Source organism: Sphaerisporangium sp. NPDC051017 (assembly GCF_040683095.1).
Taxonomy (GTDB): Bacteria; Actinomycetota; Actinomycetes; order Streptosporangiales; family Streptosporangiaceae; genus Sphaerisporangium.
The window spans coordinates 157,441-174,604 of the sequence record NZ_JBFBCI010000009.1 but is presented as its reverse complement, the minus strand read 5'-3'; the positions used below and the strand labels follow the sequence as shown (position 1 = coordinate 174,604).

The 17,164-nt window shown below is 71.2% G+C and carries 13 protein-coding genes; 5 read left to right on the top strand and 8 right to left on the bottom strand.

The window, feature by feature from the left end; translation table 11 throughout:
- Window positions 1-236: 236 nt before the first annotated feature.
- Window positions 237-902: a TetR/AcrR family transcriptional regulator C-terminal domain-containing protein gene (locus AB0M95_RS11290; RefSeq protein WP_363762158.1), complete on the bottom strand. Its 666-nt coding sequence runs from the start codon at window positions 900-902 to the stop codon at window positions 237-239.
- 82 nt (window positions 903-984) lie between these two features.
- On the opposite strand from AB0M95_RS11290, the gene AB0M95_RS11285 reads away from it, so the two are divergent.
- On the top strand, window positions 985-2,142 hold the full coding sequence (locus AB0M95_RS11285) for an NAD(P)/FAD-dependent oxidoreductase (RefSeq protein ID WP_363762156.1): 1,158 nt from the start codon (window positions 985-987) through the stop codon (window positions 2,140-2,142).
- 64 nt (window positions 2,143-2,206) lie between these two features.
- Here the strand turns inward: AB0M95_RS11285 and AB0M95_RS11280 are convergent, their stop codons facing one another.
- The 3 genes from AB0M95_RS11280 to AB0M95_RS11270 all read right to left on the bottom strand — a co-directional run bounded on the left by AB0M95_RS11280 (window position 2,207) and on the right by AB0M95_RS11270 (window position 5,222).
- Window positions 2,207-2,374: a Tn3 family transposase gene (locus AB0M95_RS11280; RefSeq protein ID WP_363762218.1), complete on the bottom strand. Its 168-nt coding sequence runs from the start codon at window positions 2,372-2,374 to the stop codon at window positions 2,207-2,209.
- 86 nt (window positions 2,375-2,460) lie between these two features.
- Window positions 2,461-3,156 carry a DUF429 domain-containing protein gene (locus AB0M95_RS11275; protein ID WP_363762154.1) on the bottom strand — a complete coding sequence of 232 codons (696 nt, stop codon included), beginning with the start codon at window positions 3,154-3,156 and terminating at the stop codon, window positions 2,461-2,463.
- 95 nt (window positions 3,157-3,251) lie between these two features.
- Window positions 3,252-5,222: an NACHT domain-containing protein gene (locus tag AB0M95_RS11270; protein WP_363762152.1), complete on the bottom strand. Its 1,971-nt coding sequence runs from the start codon at window positions 5,220-5,222 to the stop codon at window positions 3,252-3,254.
- A gap of 194 nt (window positions 5,223-5,416) precedes the next feature.
- Between AB0M95_RS11270 and AB0M95_RS11265 the strand changes: the two genes are divergently transcribed.
- Window positions 5,417-5,875: a hypothetical protein gene (locus tag AB0M95_RS11265; protein ID WP_363762150.1), complete on the top strand. Its 459-nt coding sequence runs from the start codon at window positions 5,417-5,419 to the stop codon at window positions 5,873-5,875.
- Between the two features lie 28 nt (window positions 5,876-5,903).
- On the opposite strand, the gene AB0M95_RS11260 is transcribed toward AB0M95_RS11265, so the two are convergent.
- Both AB0M95_RS11260 and AB0M95_RS11255 read right to left on the bottom strand, forming a co-directional pair.
- Window positions 5,904-7,268 carry an FAD-binding oxidoreductase gene (locus AB0M95_RS11260; protein ID WP_363762148.1) on the bottom strand — a complete coding sequence of 455 codons (1,365 nt, stop codon included), beginning with the start codon at window positions 7,266-7,268 and terminating at the stop codon, window positions 5,904-5,906.
- A 606-nt stretch (window positions 7,269-7,874) separates the two neighbouring features.
- Entirely contained in the window at window positions 7,875-8,819 is a 945-nt protein-coding gene (locus AB0M95_RS11255; RefSeq protein ID WP_363762146.1) for an AraC family transcriptional regulator, read from the bottom strand.
- A gap of 125 nt (window positions 8,820-8,944) precedes the next feature.
- Between AB0M95_RS11255 and AB0M95_RS11250 the strand changes: the two genes are divergently transcribed.
- On the top strand, window positions 8,945-9,433 hold the full coding sequence (locus tag AB0M95_RS11250) for an anthrone oxygenase family protein (RefSeq protein ID WP_363762141.1): 489 nt from the start codon (window positions 8,945-8,947) through the stop codon (window positions 9,431-9,433).
- A 304-nt stretch (window positions 9,434-9,737) separates the two neighbouring features.
- Here AB0M95_RS11250 and AB0M95_RS11245 read toward each other — a convergent pair whose 3' ends face one another.
- Window positions 9,738-10,163 carry a hypothetical protein gene (locus tag AB0M95_RS11245; RefSeq protein WP_363762139.1) on the bottom strand — a complete coding sequence of 142 codons (426 nt, stop codon included), beginning with the start codon at window positions 10,161-10,163 and terminating at the stop codon, window positions 9,738-9,740.
- Window positions 10,164-10,251: 88 nt separating this feature from the next.
- Window positions 10,252-11,433, bottom strand: coding sequence for a methionine adenosyltransferase (gene metK, locus AB0M95_RS11240; RefSeq protein ID WP_358515135.1), 1,182 nt, complete (start codon window positions 11,431-11,433; stop codon window positions 10,252-10,254).
- A gap of 1,104 nt (window positions 11,434-12,537) precedes the next feature.
- On the opposite strand from metK, the gene AB0M95_RS11235 reads away from it, so the two are divergent.
- Both AB0M95_RS11235 and AB0M95_RS11230 read left to right on the top strand, forming a co-directional pair.
- The gene (locus tag AB0M95_RS11235; protein WP_363762137.1) at window positions 12,538-15,582 is read left to right on the top strand and encodes a BTAD domain-containing putative transcriptional regulator; all 3,045 of its coding nucleotides are present in this window, start codon (window positions 12,538-12,540) and stop codon (window positions 15,580-15,582) included.
- A gap of 763 nt (window positions 15,583-16,345) precedes the next feature.
- Window positions 16,346-17,089 (top strand): 4'-phosphopantetheinyl transferase superfamily protein, encoded by a 744-nt coding sequence (locus AB0M95_RS11230; protein WP_363762135.1) that lies wholly within the window; start codon window positions 16,346-16,348, stop codon window positions 17,087-17,089.
- Window positions 17,090-17,164 lie beyond the last annotated feature (75 nt).

Genomic DNA, 17,164 nt, shown 5'->3' with positions numbered 1-17,164 from the left:
AGGCGGTGAAACGATCTCGGATCGGAAGCGAGCTAAGCCAGGCGTGTGGCCCGACGCTTCGATGATTCGACGCACGGAACACCCCGACCTGGGTGTCCATCCGGCCCGGGTGGTGTTCCGTTGAGGGATGCCCAAACGGAACACCAGAGTGGTCACGGTCGCGGCTGGTTCCGCTGGTTTCCTCCGAAGGCCCGATGGTCGCCGGGCGGGGGTGCGGGGTGGTCCTCGGACGCTCCTTAGAGGACGGTTGTGATGCCGGCCAGGATGAGGTCGATGCCGACCAGGAACTGCGTGCGGTCGTCGTGCTCGGGCAGTTGTGTCGCCACCTGGCGCATGATCGGGTACTTGTCGGGGTCGAGTTGCGCCCACCGTGCGGCGATGTCTTCGAGTACGGCCGACCGGTCGTGCGGGTGGAGGCGGGCACGGGCGGCGTTCTGTCCGGCGACGCCGAGGATGTAGTTCCCGAGCGCGGATCCGCAGTCGAACTGTGCTCGCTGGGGGACACCAAGCGCCTGGAGGTGCCTGCCGAGGCTTTCGGCGATCTGCAGGAACGCGGGCTGCCACGGCTCGCGCGAGAGCTGGGAGCCCGCCCAGGGGTGGGAGTCGGTCGCGTCGAACACTGCGAGGGCGGTGGCCCGGATCGCCTCCCGCGGGTCGGCGACGCTGACCACGTCGGTCATGGCACTGGCGATGACGTCGCCGGTGGCCGCCGCGAGCAGTTCGTTCATGTTGGCGACGTGGTGATAGATCGCCCCGGTCCCTGTCGCCAGGCGGGCCGTGAGCGCCCGGATGGTCAGGGCGCTCTCACCGCCGGCGTCGAGGATCTCGATGGCCGCTTCGACGATCCGCTCCCTCGACAGCGCGTCCGCGCGCCGTTCCCCTCGTTTCGTCCTGGTCACCATGAGCTCCATCATGCCACCGCTTGGAGCACTGCTCCAAAACGGGATATATTGGAGCAGTGCTCCAACCGAGTTTGAGAGGAACATGATGACGACACCAGTCACGATCATCGGTGCGGGCCTTGGTGGCCTCACCCTCGCCCGCGTTCTGCATGTCAACGGCATCCCCGCGATGGTCTATGAGGCCGATTCCTCTGCGGAGGCCCGCACGCAGGGCGGCCAGCTCGACATCCACGACTACAACGGGCAGCTCGCGCTCGAGGCGGCCGGCCTGATGGAGGAGTTCCGCGCGATCATCCATGAGGGCGGCGCGGCTTCACGCGTGCTCGACTCCCGCGGAACGGTGCTGGCCGAAATGCCCGACGACGGCACGCACAGGCGTCCAGAGGTGCTCCGCGGCGACCTGCGCCGGATCCTGCTCGACTCCTTGCCTGCCGAGACCATCCAGTGGGGACGCAAGGTCACCGGTGCCCGGTCCCTGGGCGACGGCCTGCATGAGGTGACCTTCGCCGAGGGACCGGCCGTGACCACCGGCCTCCTGGTCGGCGCCGACGGCGCCTGGTCGAGGATCAGGCCGCTGCTGTCCGATGCCAAGCCCCGCTACACCGGCACCTCCTCCATCGAGACCTTCCTGCACGACGCCGACGAGCGGCACCCCGCGGCGGCCAAGGCGGTCGGCGGCGGCGCGATGTACGCCCTGTCTCCCGGAAAGGGGATCATCGCGCACCGCGAGGCGGGCAACATCCTGCACACGTACTTCGAGCTGCACTGCCCTGAGGAGTGGGTGGCCGGCATCGACTTCACCGACGCCGCCGCCGCGACCGCCCAGGTCGCGGCCGAGCTCCAAGGATGGGCGCCGGAGCTCACCGCTCTGATCACCGACAGCGACACCGCACCGGTCCCGCGCCCGATCTACACCCTCCCCGACGGGCACCGATGGGACCGCACCCCCGGCGTGACACTCCTCGGCGACGCCGCACACCTGATGCCGCCGTCCGGCGAGGGCGCGAACCTGGCGATGCTCGACGGCGCCGAACTCGCCAAGGCGATCGCCGCCAACCCCGGCGACATCGAAGCGGCACTCACCACCTACGAACAAGGTCTCTTCCCGCGCAGCGACGCCGCATACGCCGATGCAAACGAGACCGTCGACCTCTTCCTCGGCGACCAGACACCGTTCGAACTCGCCAACCTCTTCACCGCCGCCCTCAACGCGCCACACGAGGAACCCGCGCAATCCTGATACGCACCGCCGACGACCCCGTGCGATCGCGGCAGGGGAACGCGACCCACTGCAGCCTTCCTTCCTACACGGCGGTCCCGAGATCGAGGCGGCTGTCCATGTCGAGGCGGAACCGGCCGTAAGGGTTGACGTGCGCCCAGAACAGCGGCGTCAGGGCGCGCCGGTCTTCGCCGGTGAGCTTGGCCGCCCACGTGGGGTCTCGCAGGACGGCTTGCAGGAGTTGGGTGTTGATAGTGAGCCCTTCCGTAGGCTCCTGTGGAGGCGTTCGAGGATTGACCCTCGGGCATGGCTTCTGCGTGGCCGCCCCCGGGGTGGAGGTCAGGCCCGGATGGCGCAGGGGATGCCGTCGCTGAAGGTCTGGGGCGGGTCGGGGAGCGTTCTGGCCTCGCCGCGGGCGACCCGGCAGGCGGTCCAGGCGGCGATCGCCGCGTCGAGCACGTCGTCCACTCCGGCCTTCGCACCGGCCTCGCCCAGATCGCCGGACAGGACGATTCCCGCGTCGGCGAGCAGGCGCCGGCGTTCCTCCGCCCCCGCCCAGGAGGACTTGCGGGTGGTCAGGTGCCTTCCGGCCAGGGTGGCGAAACTCACCTCCGGGTGCACTTCCACGACACGCCGGCCGCCGTGGCGGACCCACGCGTCGACCTGGAGCAGTTTCGGCCGCAGGGCGAAGGCCTGCCGGGAGATGCCCTCGCCGGCCAGCCGCTGGTTCGCCTCGGCGGCCCCGCGGTAGTCGCCGGCCTCCAGGGCCGTACGCACCGGCGTGATGAACACCGAAGCCCACCGAGGCCCGGCGACCTCCCGCGCGAGCACGTCCGCCTGCCGGCGACCGGCATCGGGCAGCCCGATCGGGATGTCGACGGCCACGACATCGAGCAGGCCGCCGTCACGCTCGACCCCGACGACGAGATCGGCGATGCCGGACGCGTAGAAGACGGACGCGCGGCCACCCAGCAACGCGACGCCGAACCACCCCGTCCTGCACGCGTCGACTCCCAAGACCCGCGGATCGCTCATCCTCCCAGCATGGCTCCCTCCGCCGATCGAAACCGCCGCCCGCCAGGCGCGGCTACCCGACGATGCGTGAATGCTTCGCCTGCGCCAGATCGAAGCTAGCGAGGGGTGGGGCTGGGGTGGGTGGCCAGGTGGTTCTGGAGTTCGCGGTGGCGGAACTGGTAGGCGATGCCGGCCACGCGCATGAGGCCCGCGTCGGCGTAGCACCAGTGGAGGAAGTCGGGGAGGCGACGGGGAAGGGCGCCGCGGGTCGAGAGGCGGAACAGGGTGTAGCGGAGGGCGGCGCCGCCGAGGTTGGGGGTGCCTCTGGCGGCGACGACGAGTCCGCCGCTGACGGCGAGCAGGAGGCCGCCGGCCAGGCCGAACGCGATTCCCGGCGCGAGGCCGAGCACGAGTCCGGAGATGAGGCCGAGGGCCGAACCCAGCGCGCTCCCGTTGGCCACGGCGACGGTGATCGCCGCCCTCCGGTCGTCGCGTACCGGCTCGCGGGGGTCGACTCCGCTCCGCAGCCCCGGGGCGCGCAGGCCGACCGTGAGCGCGGAGACCGGGCCGGCCACGAACCCGGCCACGAGCCCCAGAAGCGGACCGAACGTGAATCCGACCAGGAGCGTGGACACCAGCGCGGGCGTGAGCGTGGAGGGAAGGTGCGTGAACACCTCGCGGGTCAGGAACTGGGCCGGCTTCAGGCGTGCCGGCTCGGGCCACGGCTTGATCCGCGGATGGGTCAGCATTCTGGTGGCGAAGCCGGGGTGGTCGAGGGCCAAAGGCCACAGTTCGTGCAGGACGAGGTCGGTGGTGGAAAGGGTCTTGCCGTACAAAGCCTTCCGCCGTCTGTTGGCGTGCAGGTAGCGGGCCAGGACGTGGAGCCAGCGGTGGATCTGCTCGGGCCGGTACCCGTGGGGGTTCGCCTCGGCGGCGGTGGCGGCGGCGGTGAGTGAGGGGATGAACAGGCTCAGCAGGTGCTCGCTGATCTGTTCGTCGGTGGTGAGGGAGGCCAGGTAGGCGGGATCACGCGGGTGTTCGCCGGTTTCCGGATCCGGCTGGTACACCGTGGTGGCGAGGGTCAGCCGCCAGGGAGTGCTCAGGGCGGCGGTCAGCGGGTGAACCGGGTCGTCCAGCGCGTCGAGCACCGGGCGCCACCGCGGCATCTGATGGGTTCCGGAGACGGACTCGATGAACGATCTCGCCTGGGCGGGGGTGACGGGAGCCAGCTCGACGCGGGCCGCGTCGTGGGCCCAGGCGCCGCCGCCGGTGAGGGTCTCGTACTGGGCGGTGCGGCAGGTCAGGACGAGGCGGGCCTTGGTGTTCCCGTCCTGGTACTTGTTGAGCGCACGCAGGGCCTTACCGGCCTCGGACTTGACGCCGCGGGCCGGGGACTCGTCCATCTCGTCCAGGCCGTCGATCACCGGCAGGATGCGATGCGCGTCGACCAGGGCGCGCGCGGTCACCTCGCTGAGGCGGAAGGTGCCGACGAGATGGCCGACCAGCCAGCGCTTGACCGGCACCTTGCCCGGGTTCCACCCCGCGGCGGGGATGCGGATCGGGACGGGGCCGCCGCCGGCCGAGCCGTGTATCCGGGGTTCGAGCAGGGTGAGGATGAGTTCGAGGGCCAGGACGGTCTTGCCCGAGCCGCCCGCGCCGGTGATGACCAGGCGCTGGGGCCGCAGATCCCGGAAGTAGGCGGTCACCGCCTTCAGGGTGCCCTCCGGCGCGGCGCCGTCGGCGGGGTGACCGGGTGCGGGAGTGAGGACGAAGCGGACGTCGATGCGGCGGCCCTGCCCGGCGAGCAACTGCGTCAGCTGGGTCGTCTCGGCCTGGTAGACGATGACGGCCAGACGCTGGGCCCAGGCGTCGACGTCCGTGTCGGCCATCCACTGGCTGCGCAGCGTCGGCCGGATCGCGACGACGGCCGCGATGGTCCCGATCACCGCGAGGGCCAGCCCGGCCAGGCCGAGCACGACGCCCGAGGGGTCGACGTCGCCCCACTTCGCACCGGGCAGCCCCCGCCACGCGAACACCCCGGCCACCACGAGCAGCGCCACACCCGCGATCCACGCCCATTTCCGCATGCACCGCATCGTCACGCACAGAGAACGCGCATGTACCGAACTCCACCAATCCGTTAGCGACGGCCGAGACGGCACCAGATGGACGGCAAAACCCCACGTCGTCCTGGCTAGAAGTAACGAGCCGCCTCGGTGATCGATCTGTCACTCTCGGTTACGATGGGGAGCGGTGAAGATCAACGGCCGAGGAGAATGCCATGCGACGTGCCCTGACCACCCTCACCGTCCTGCTCGCCGCCGCGCCCATTACCCTCGCGGCCCCGTGGCCGGCCACGGCGTCCGGCGTCGTACCCGGCACCGCGCCCGGCATCGGATCCGTACCCAGGTCCGCGGCCGGCATCGGGTCCGGCACTGTGGCCGGCACCGGGTCCGCGGCCGGACGCGGGGACGACAACACGGCCGGCGAGCTCCTCGTGGAGACCGAGCGCCTGCCCCGCACCAAGCTGGTCCACCCCAAGCCCGGCTGCTACGTCCTGCCCCGGTTCCCGCTGATGAGCCTGGTCACGGTGACCAACGGCACCAACGCCGACGCCATCCTCTACTCCGGCGAGAACTGCAAGCCGGGCTTCCTGCGCGCGGCCTCCCGGGTGCGCGCGGGAACCACCTCCCGGCACACCCTCACAGGGACCTACAGCCTGCTGGTCGACCAGCCCTGACCGGCCCCGGCCGGCGGGGGCCCGGCGGTCAGCTGTCGGCGGCGGGCGGGATGTTGTGGTTGTGGCGCAGGACGTTGCCGGGGTCGTAGGCCTTCTTCACGGCCGCCAGTCGCCGGTGGCGCGCGGTCCCGTACACCTCCAGGACCCTCCCCTCGTTCTCGTCCTGCAGGTGGTTCACGTACCCGCCGCGTGAGGCGAACGGCCTCAGCCGGTCCGCCGTCCGGCGCGCCCAGGCGGTGTTCTCGGCGTCGGCCTCCGGGGCGGTCCACTGCGCCGAGACGGTGCACATGTATGCGGCGTCGCGGCGCGGGAACGCGGAATCCTCGTCGGGGACGTCGGTGACGGCGCCCCGCAGGTACTCGAAGCCGATCGACGAGAGCGGCGAGGGCATCTCGCGAGCCGCGTCGGTGAACCGGATCGCCGCGCCGGGCGGAAGGTCGTCGAGGTAGGACGACCGTATGAAGTACCGGTGCCCGGAGGGCTCGCCGTGGTCGCCGAGGGCCTGCAGTCCGGCGTGGGACATGACCCGGGCGACCGCCCTCGCGGGGGGCGCGGTGGCGAACAGCGGCGTGGTCGCGGCAGGGCCGTCCGCCGGGTCGCCGAACCAGGCGGCGGTGAGGAACAGCGCGGGGGTCCCGCGCAGCCGGGCCGGGATCCAGTCCTGCCGCCCGGCGTACCGGAACGACCCCGTGGTGCGCAGGTCGCGCGGCCGGCGCGGGGCGAACGCGCGGTAGGCGGCCAGCGCGCTCGCCGCCTCCTTCAGCGGGTACACGGCGACCTGGTGGTGCACCGGGCCGGCGGGGCGCAGGCGCAGGGTGAAGCGGGTGACGACGCCGAAGTTGCCGCCGCCGCCGCGCAGCGCCCACAGCAGGTCCGGGTGGCGGTCCTCGGTGGCCTCGACGATCGACCCGTCGGACAGGACGACCTCCGCCGCCTCGATGTGGTCGCAGGTCAGACCCCACCTGCGGGCCAGCCAGCCGTACCCGCCGCCGAGGGCCAGGCCGCCGAGCCCGGTCCGCGAGTGGGTCCCGAGGGGGCAGGCCAGGCCGTGCGGCGCGGTCGCGGCGTCGACGTCGCCCACCAGGCATCCGCCCGCCGCGTGCGCCACCCGGGCCACGGGGTCGACGGTGACCGCGCGCATCGGCGACAGGTCGATCATGAGGGTTCCGTCGGCGACGGCCGTCCCGGCGACGCCGTGTCCGCCTCCCCGGACGGTCACCTCCAGCGTCTCGTCGGCGGCGTGCCGCAGGGCCGCGCTGACGTCGGCGGCGGTGTGGCAGCGGGCGACGAACGCGGGGCGGCGGTCGTACATGCCGTTCCACATGGCGCGGGCCGCGTCGTAGCCGGGGTCGCCGGGGCCCAGCCGGCGTCGGCGGTGGTCGGTCGTGTCCATGGCGTTCCCTAGGCTCGTGGTCCCCGGTCGCGACGTCCGGCGAGGCGACCGGGCGCACCCGCGTTCACTCGTGCATGAGCACATAGGCGCGACGGATGATTACTCGGGTCATGACAGCCCATGCGATCCGCGCGGGATCTCCGGCCGTTTACGGGCCGGTACGCGACTGCCGGCTCTCGCGGTCCGCCGGCACCCCGTATACGCCGCCTGAATGGTCGCCGATCAGGCCGGTGGCCGCCCTCGGCCCCATTCGGCGTGGTCATCCCCGTGATGACATGCGGCCAATCTCTTGGCCCGTTCGGGCCCGTTCCCCGGTTACCGGATCTTTCGGTGGTGGCCACCATAGGACGAGTAAATGGGTGTCCGCAAGGCCTTTCTCGCGGCTGGGCGGGGAACCGGCCGGGAGTGTTCTCGCGGCACGGGCACGGCCGTACGCGGCGATCTTTCTGGGCCCCCTCAATTCCGAACCGAATTCGGATGACGATCCCGCGTCCGCAGACCCGGCACCCGGCGCCTTCAGAAAAGCGCCGTTAATATCGGTCGGCTCGTATTTTCGGTTATGAGGATGATTCGCCTGTGGACCGTGACAGCAGCCTTGACAACCCGTTATTCGCTGGCCGCCACGGCGGCCCGGTGGTCGCGGGGGCTGATCCCGCGCACCCGTTTGAAGGCGGTGCTCAGCGCGAACGAGCTGCCGTACCCGACCCGCCGGGCCACGGCCTCCACGGTCGCGTCCGTCTCGCGCAGCAGGTCGGCGGCGAGGTCGAGCCGCCATCCGGTCAGGTACGCCATGGGCGGCTCGCCGACGAGCCCCGTGAAGCGGCGGGCCAGCGCCGCGCGCGAGACCCCGGCACGCGCGGCCAGTTCGGCGACCGTCCAGGGATGCTCGGGCGCGTTGTGCATGAACCGCAGCGCCCTGCCCACCACGGGGTCGCCGTACGCGCGGTACCAGGCGGGGGCGCCGATGCCCGCACGGGCGAACCACGCGCGCAGGACGGCGATCAGCAGCAGGTCGAGCAGCCGGTCCAGGACCGCCTCCTGCCCCGGCTCGTCCTTGACGATCTCGGCGGCGAGCAGCGGGATGAGCGGGCCGTCCCAGGCGTCGCCCGCCAGGACCAGCAGGCCCGGCAGGGCCGCGAGCAGCCGGCCGCTGATCTCGCCCCGCATCTGGTAGGTGCCGGTGAGCATCATGACCGGCCCGTCGGGGCTGTCCCCCCAGGTGCGGACGCCGAGGTCCATGACGCCGGTCAGCGGCTCCCCCTCGGGGGTGGTGCAGCGCTGCCCCGGATGGATGACGGCCCTCGGCGGCGTGGCCGGGTCCCCCGCCATCGTGTACGGCTCGGGCCCGAGGATGACGGCGGCGTCCCCGGGACGCAGCAGGACCGGCGCGCCCGTACCGGGCGCCACCCAGGCGTCGCCCCGCACCATGGCGACCAGGGTCAGCGGCGCGCGGTCCTGGACGCGGAGCGACCACGGCGGGGTCATGATCGAACGCATGAAGAAGGCTCCCCGGGCCCTCGGCCCGTCCAGCAGGCTCGCGAGCGCGTCCATGGCCACATGGTAGACGCTCGAACATGCCGCCGCGCTTCTCGGCCATGGTCCGTCTCCGGGGACGGCCGCTTGAATGGCAGGGCCGGGCGCCGCGCGGGGCGCGCCCGCGCGGTGAGGAGGCGAAAGTGGACGCGCTACGGCAGGCCGTGCTGATCGCGGCGACGATCACCACAGGGCTGGTCGCGGGCCTGTTCTACGCCTACGCGTGCTCGGTGATGCTCGCGCTGAGACAGGTGGACGACCGCACGTACATCCGGGTGATGCAGCGGATCAACGTCGTCATCCTGAACGGCTGGTTCGCCGCCGGGTTCGCCGGCGCTCCCCTGCTCACCGCTGCGGCCATCGTGGTGCACCTGGACGAGCGGCACCGCGACGCGCTGCCGTGGATCGCGGCGGCGCTGGTGGTGTACGGGGCGATGCTGGCGATCACCTTCGCCATCCACATCCCGCTGAACAACGCGCTGGACGCCGCGGGGGATCCGGCGCGGATCGCCGACCCCGGGGCGGTGCGCGGGCGCTTCGAGCCCAGGTGGGTCCGCTGGAACGTCGTGCGCGCGATGGCGTCCACCGCCGCGCTGGGGTGCCTGTCCTGGGCCCTGATCATGTACGGGTGAGGGGCGCGGCGCCGTCCTTCGCGGGCGCGTCACGCCGCGCGGGGCACGATCGCCGAATCCGGCGGCGCGTTCACACACTTCGTTCAAGAACACCGGTTTCACCACCACACGAGCGGCCGGATCCAGGCAGAACGAGATATTCGACGACCCGGAAGTGGCCTGGAGGGCCGGATAACGGCGCTTCAATTCGCGAATGGCCTTGATCGCGTCGGGCCGCGTCTCCTCCTGACCGGTGACGATCGGGATGGCGAGGCGGTCGATGATGTCCCCGGCGGCCATTCCCTATCGGCTGTCGGATTCTCGATCAACCACGTGGCGACGCGCGGTTTCCACTTCCTGCCCATCCTCGCCGATGGCCATGGCCACCACCGCGCCGCCGTTGCTCCTTCACCAGGCGCGTGATCCCGGTGAATCGGGACTCGGGGTCGTCACCGTCCTCGTGGTTCACCGAATTGACGATCGCGCCGCCGCCGGGCATTTCCAGGCCGGCCTGGAGCACGGCCGGTTCGGTGGAATCCAGGACGATCGGCGGCGCGGTCCGGTCACCGATGGCGAGGTTCGAGGCCGGCGACGAACCCCGCGTGCGCGGCGCCCGGTTCGCCCGGAGAGAGCGGATACCGGGCGCCTCGGGAGGTACATCACGACCCGCCGGCTCCACCGCACGACGCGCCGCCGCCTTCACCTGCGACAGGTCCTGACACGTCTCCACGATCGACGCATTGGTGTCCACGCGGCCGACTCGGCGTGGCGCCCATCGCGTCGCCGGCGATCAGGAAACGCCGGGCCATGTGCTCGCGGAAGCCGGTTGGGGTGCGCTCCTAGACGGCCTGACGCAGTGCCTCGGCGCGGTCGGTGGACTCCCAAGGGAACTCGTCGCGGCCGAAGTGGCCGTAGGCGGCGGTCTGGGAGTAGATCGGGCGAAGCAGGTCAAGGTCACGGATGATCGCGGCCGGGCGCAGGTCGAACACCCGCAGGATGGCATCCTGGATACGCGACACCTCGACCGTCTCGGTGCCGAACGTCTCCACGAACACACCCACCGGCTGCGCCTTGCCGATCGCGTAGGCCACCTGGACCTCGGCCCGGTCGGCCAGCCCCGCCGCCACCACGTTCTTGGCCACCCAGCGCATCGCGTACGCCGCCGAGCGGTCCACCTTGGAGGGGTCCTTGCCCGAGAACGCCCCGCCACCGTGACGGGCCATGCCGCCATAGGTGTCCACGATGATCTTCCGCCCGGTCAGGCCCGCGTCACCCATCGGGCCACCGATCTCGAACTTGCCGGTCGGGTTCACCAGCAGGCGGTACCCCTCGGTGTCGATCTCCAGCTCGGCCAGGACGGGGTCGACCACGTGCTCCTTGATGTCCGGCGTGAGGAGGTCGGCGAGGTCGATGCCGGGGGCGTGCTGGGTGGAGACGACCACGGTGTCCAGCCGGACCGGACGGTCACCGTCGTACTCGATCGTCACCTGGGTCTTGCCGTCGGGACGCAGGTAGGGCACCGTGCCGTTCTTGCGCACCTCCGACAGCCGCCGCGCCATGCGGTGCGCCAGCGTGATCGGCAGCGGCATCAGCTCCGGCGTCTCCCGGCAGGCATAACCGAACATCAGGCCCTGGTCACCGGCGCCCTGCCGGTCCAGCTCGTCCGTGCCCTCGCCCTCACGGACCTCGTAGGCGTCGTCCACGCCCTGGGCGATGTCGGGGGACTGCGCCCCGATGGACACCGACACACCGCATGAGGCGCCGTCGAAGCCCTTGTGCGACGCGTCGTACCCGATCTCCAGGATGGTGTCGCGGATCAGGCCGGGGATGTCGACGTAGGTCTGGGTGGTGACCTCACCGGCGACGTGCACCTGGCCGGTGGTGATCAAGGTCTCGACGGCGACGCGGCTCTTCGGGTCGCCCTTGAGCATGGCGTCGAGAACGGCGTCACTGATCTGGTCGGCGATCTTGTCCGGGTGGCCTTCGGTGACCGACTCGGAGGTGAACAGACGGCGGGGCATCTTCACTCCTCGGGTTTGACGGGTGCGAGCTGCGGTCCTCGCATCGGGAGAGGTGCTGCGGGCGAGGCCGTGCCTTCCGGAGACTCGTTCCTCCTGGGCCTCGCTCGAGAATGGATCGTCACCGCCACGAGCGCGGGCGGTGAAATGGCGCTCGGAGCCCGGCCGCGTCCGGCCGCGTTGATTTCACGACGCCCGTTTCCGTGATATTCACCGCGCGAGGCCGCCCGATCGGAGAAACGGATTCCCGGCCTGTCGACCGGCCGTTACGTCTCCGTTTCCTCATTCCGGCGGCCCCGTTCTCGGTGACGGTGTTCTCACAGTCGCGGTTCGCACGTGAAAAGCAAGGCCACCGCGCGAGTGGCGTTCGCACGATGGCCCTTGCCCGCGTGGGGACTTGCCGCGAATAAACCGCCCAGACACACCACCTCATTCGCCCGGATAAATCCATGCAAGCTCGATCGATCCGATGCTAAGCCGGTGCCGAACCGCCCAGAAACCCCAGCGGAACCCCTACCGTTTCCGACGATCGAATCGGCGGTCAGGGCCTGGAAAGAGGTGGTGGCCGAGGTTTCCCGCCAGGGCAAAGGCTACATCGGGCGATCACCCGCGGGAGCTCTCCCACGCGCCCGGAGTTCCGTGTGGCCCCCGATTTCCGCGTCGCACTTGACAGACGACCCGCCATCGCCTCGCGTCCGGAAGCGCGCGAGGAGGCGGATTACGCAGCGTTTCGGAGCCGACGCGAAACGCGACAACTGGAGCTTCCTCCGGCTTCCCGGTCGCGAACCCGGCTCTTCGTGCGCACGTTCCCCACGGTTATCCGGAAAGCCGCGCTTTCCCCGGTTTAACAGACCATCCCAGATGGGATATCTGGTGCGTAAATACCCCTCCAGTTGCTGTAACGGCAAACTTGTAGTATACGGGATTAAGCGGTAGTGGTTCGGAAGGAGAGGGATAGGGCTTGATCCCTGCGCGCCTCACCAGGCGGTCCTCTCCACGACCCGGCCCGGCCCGCCCTGAGGTGGCGCACCTGATACTTGCCCCAGTAGGCCTGAGAGCGTGAAGACTTCGGGTGGGTCCGTAGGTTTTCTGGCAAGGAGTAAGCAGGTGGAGTTCCGCATTCTGGGACCACTTGAGGTGTTCGCGGGCACGGAACGGCTCGATATCGGAGGGACGCGGCAGAGGATCACCCTGGCCAACCTCCTGCTGGACGCCAACCGGGTGGTCACCGTCGACCGCCTCGCGGAGGCCATCTACGGTGACGACCTGCCGCCGACGTCACGGGCCCAGGTCCAGATCTGCATCTCGTCCCTGAGGCGGCTGTTCGCCGCCAACGGTGATCCGGACATCATCTCCACCCAGTCGCGCGGCTACACCATCCGCGTGGACGAGGGCCGACTGGACATGCGGCGGTTCGAGGAACTGACCTCCCGCGCCCGCCGCGCCCGGGAGGCCGGCGCCGCGGACGAGGCCGTCAACCACTACCGCGAGGCCCTGGCCCTGTGGCGCGGGGAGGCCCTGGAGGGCATCGACAGCAGGCCGGTGCAGGCGGCGGCGAGCCGGCTGAACGAGGAGCGCATCCTCACCAACGAGGACTGCGTCCAGCTGGAACTCGACCTCGGCCGGCACCAGCAGCTCGTCGGCGAGCTCACCCGGCTCGTGGAGGGGTACCCGCTGCGTGAGCGCCTGCGCGGCCAGCTCATGCTCGCCCTCTACCGCTCCGGCCGCAGGGCCGAGGCGCTCCAGGTGTACCGGCTGGCCCGCGAGACGATGATCGAGGAACTCGGCATCGAGCCCAACGAGCAGCTCCAGCGCCTGGAACAGGCGATCCTCACCGCCGACGACAGCCTGGACGCGCCCGCCGAGGTCACCAGCGTCCCCGCCGAACCGCCCCCCGCGCCGTCCTTCCCGGTGCCGGGCCTGCTGCCGAACGCCATCGCCGACTTCACCGGCCGCGCCAAGCAGGTCGACGCCATCCAGCGGGAGCTGGCCCTCGCCTTCGAGGACCCCTCCCGATTCGCCGTCCCGGTCATCGTCATCGCGGGCAAGGCCGGCATCGGCAAGACCACCGTCGCCGTGCACGCCGCGCACGCCGTCGCCGACCGCTTCCCGTTCGGCCAGCTCTTCGCCGACCTGCACGGGGGTGCCTCCCGGCAGGTCAGCCCGATGCACGTGCTGGAGCGGTTCCTGCGCGCGCTCGGCGTCCCGGGCAACTCCATCCCGGACGGGCTGGAGGAGCGCGCCGAGATGTACCGCGCGCTGCTCGCCGACCGCAGGACCCTCATCGTCCTGGACGACGCCGCCGGCGAGAGCCACGTCCTGCCACTGCTTCCGGGCACCCGCAGTTCCGCGGTCGTCATCACCAGCCGCAGCCGCCTGGCGGGGCTGGCGGGCGCCATCCACATCGACATGGACATCTTCGACACCGACCAGTCGATCGAGCTGCTCGGGCGCATCGCCGGCACCACCCGCGTACGGTCGGAGCCCGAGGCCGCGAGGGCGCTGGCCGAACTGTGCGGGCATCTGCCGCTCGCGCTGCGCATCGCCGGGGCCCGGCTGTCGGCCCGCCCGCATTGGCGCATCGAGCAACTCGTCAGCCGCCTGGAGGACGAGACCCGGCGGCTCGACGAGCTCAACCACGGCGAGATGGGCATCCGGGCGAGCATCTCGCTGACCTACGAGAGCGTCGGCGAGGAGGCCAGGCGCCTGTTCCGGCGGCTGGCGATCCTCGACACCGGCACGTTCTCGGCGTGGAACGGCGCCGCCCTGCTGGACCGCTCGTACGACCAGACGGCCGACCTGTTCGACGAGCTGTCCGACGCGCAGCTCATCGACACGGCGGGCGGCAATGGCGTGCACGGCATGTACCGCTTCCACGACCTGATCCGGGTGTTCGCCCGCGAGCGCCTGGCGGCCGAGGAGACGCCCGCCGAACGCAAGGCCGCCCTGGAGCGCGTGCTGCGGGCGCTGCTGTTCCTCGCCGAGGCCGCCCACCGCCGCGAGTACGGCGGCGACTACGTGCAGATCCACAGCGACGCCCCGCGCTGGCCGCTGCCCCCGCGCCTGGTCGCCGCGCTGGTCACCGAACCGCTCCCCTGGTACGAGCGGGAGCGCCAGCTGCTGGTGTCCGGCATCCGACAGGCGGCGCAGGCCGGGTTCGCCGACCTGTGCTGGGATCTGGCGATCAGCGCCGTGACGCTGTTCGAGTCGCGCGCCTACCTAGACGACTGGCGCGAGACCCACGAGACCGCGCTCGCCGCCGCCCGCCACGCGGGCAGCGTCCGGGGGCAGGCCGCGATGCTGTACTCGCGGGGGTCCCTCCACATCACCGAGAAGCGGTTCCCCGAGGCGCGCCGCGACTTCGACGAGGCGATCAGCCTCTTCACCGACATCGGCGACGACCAGGGCACCGCGCTGGTGCTGCGCAACATCGCCTTCCTGGAGAGGATGAGCGGCCACTTCGAGGAGGCGGCGGCCCACTACGAGCGCGCGCTGGCCATGTTCGCCGGCATGGGCGACCAGGTGGCCTCGGCGTACGTGCTGCACAACCTGGCGCAGCTCCGCCTGGAGACCGGCGACCCTGAGGGGGCCAGCAACCTGCTGTCCGAGGCGCTGGCGCTGAGCCGCGAGGGCGGCAGCAGGAGGGTCGAGGCCCAGGTGCTGCACCGGATGGGCGACACCTACCTCGCCTGGCAGGAACCGGCCCTGGCCGCGGAGATCTTCGAGACGGCCCTCACGATGGTGCGGACGATCGGCGACCCCATCGGGGAGGCGTACAGCTTGAACGGGCTCGGCCTGGCCCGGCTGCGGCGGGGCGAGACGGCCCGCGCGGACGAGGCGCTGCGCCATGCGGTGCGGCTGGCCCGGTCCACCGGCGACCGGCTCGCCGAGGCCCGTTCCCTGCTCGGGCTGGGCGAGCTCGCCATGGCCTGCGACGACGCCGAGCACGCCGTCGTCCACCTCGAGCAGGCGCTCACCCTGTTCCGGTCGATGCACGCGCCGGCGTGGGAGGCACGGGCCACGTCCATGCTGGAGAGGGCCGGTGCCGCGCGGTGCGGGGGCGACGACGGGGAGGCGCCGGCGGGGGACGGCCCGGCCGCCGGGGTGCGCCACGGGGAGCGCATGGGCGAGTCGGGCGAGCTCGTCGGCTGAGGAAGGCCGGGAAGGCGGGGACGCCCGCTGACGAAGACGGGCTCCCCGGCCGAGGAGGGCGGCGGCGCGGCTCCGGTCACCCGTTCGGGTGCGTACGACACGCGGATACCGCTTTTCCAGACAATGCGGACGAGCAGTAGGTCCGCGCGGTAAGATGCGGGCACGCCGCGGCGCAGCCGGGGGGACGCCCGCGGCGATTACCCCGCACCGCCGTCTAAATCGCGCGGGCGGCACGGTTCCCCGGCCGGCGGATCCGCCCGGCCGCCATTCGGTCTCGATTTCATTCCGGGCCTTTGTCTCATGGAATACCTGATATACGATGGCGCACGCATCTCGCAGAGAGCTTTTTCCGTGGCGGGCCGAATGCCGGACGGCACGCAAAGGCCCGCACATCGGACGAAGGCCCAGGTCACGGCCATTCGCCGAGGGAAACCGAAACGGCGGCGAGCCTCTCGGGAGCGACGGAATTCCGGCCGCCGATCCCCTGCGAGAACCCTTACCCACCGCCCGCGCCGCCCTAGCGGGACGTGATCGCGCACCCCAAGAAACACGGGTATTGATTTCCGCTGGAACTTCCGCGTCGATACGCTGGGAACGTGAACGCTACCCATGTGAGCATTCAAAGGTCCCCGGGGGCCGCCATTCTCCCTTTACGCGTTTCCCGCGGCCGGGAGACCGCTGAGAGGCCGTCGCTCCGGCCGGGGTTCGGCGGCTTGCGCCAGGGCGATCCGCTCGGGCGGTTCTTCACGGGGTGCGAGATACCATGATCAAGTCTATTCTGCCGGACAGTGTCGTCGCCGTCGACGTGTTCACCGATCCGCCCGATCCGATTCTCTTCCCCGAGGAGGAGATGTCGATCGCGCACGCGGACGAGGTCCGGCGCAAGGAGTTCAGCACCGTACGGGTGTGCGCGCACGACGCGATGCGCAAGCTCGGCATGCGTCCGAGCCCGGTGCTGCCCGGCCTGCGGGGCGAGCCCCAGTGGCCGCCGGGCGTCGTGGGCAGCATGACGCACTGCACCGGCTACCGGGCCGCCGTGGTCGGCGTCTCGGCGAAGGTGACCACCATCGGCATCGACGCCGAGCCCAACGAGCCCCTCGTGGGCGGCGTCCTCGCGGCCATCTCGCTGCCCGAGGAGCGTGAGAGCCTCGCCAAGCTCGCCGCCCGCCATCCCCGCATCCACTGGGACCGGCTGCTGTTCTGCGCCAAAGAGGCCGTGTACAAGGCCTGGTTCCCGCTGACGAAGCGGTGGCTGGACTTCGAGGACATCATGATCAACATCGACCCGCTGCACGGCAACTTCTCGGCGTGGCTGCGCGTGACCGGCCCCCGGGTGCGCGGCCAGCGGCTGACGGCCTTCTCGGGGCGCTGGTCGGCCGAGGGCGGCCTGATCATGACGGCCATCGTGGTTTCCAGCCCCGGACGCGGCGGGCCCTCGCGGCACGGCGCCGAGCGGCCCGCGGCCCACGCGCGCCACCCGCAGACGACGGGCGCGGGCGGGCGCTGAGCGCGACCCGCCACGCCCTCGCCCGGCCGCCCGCCACGCGACCGGGGCATTGATCGAATGTGTGTTTGAATACAT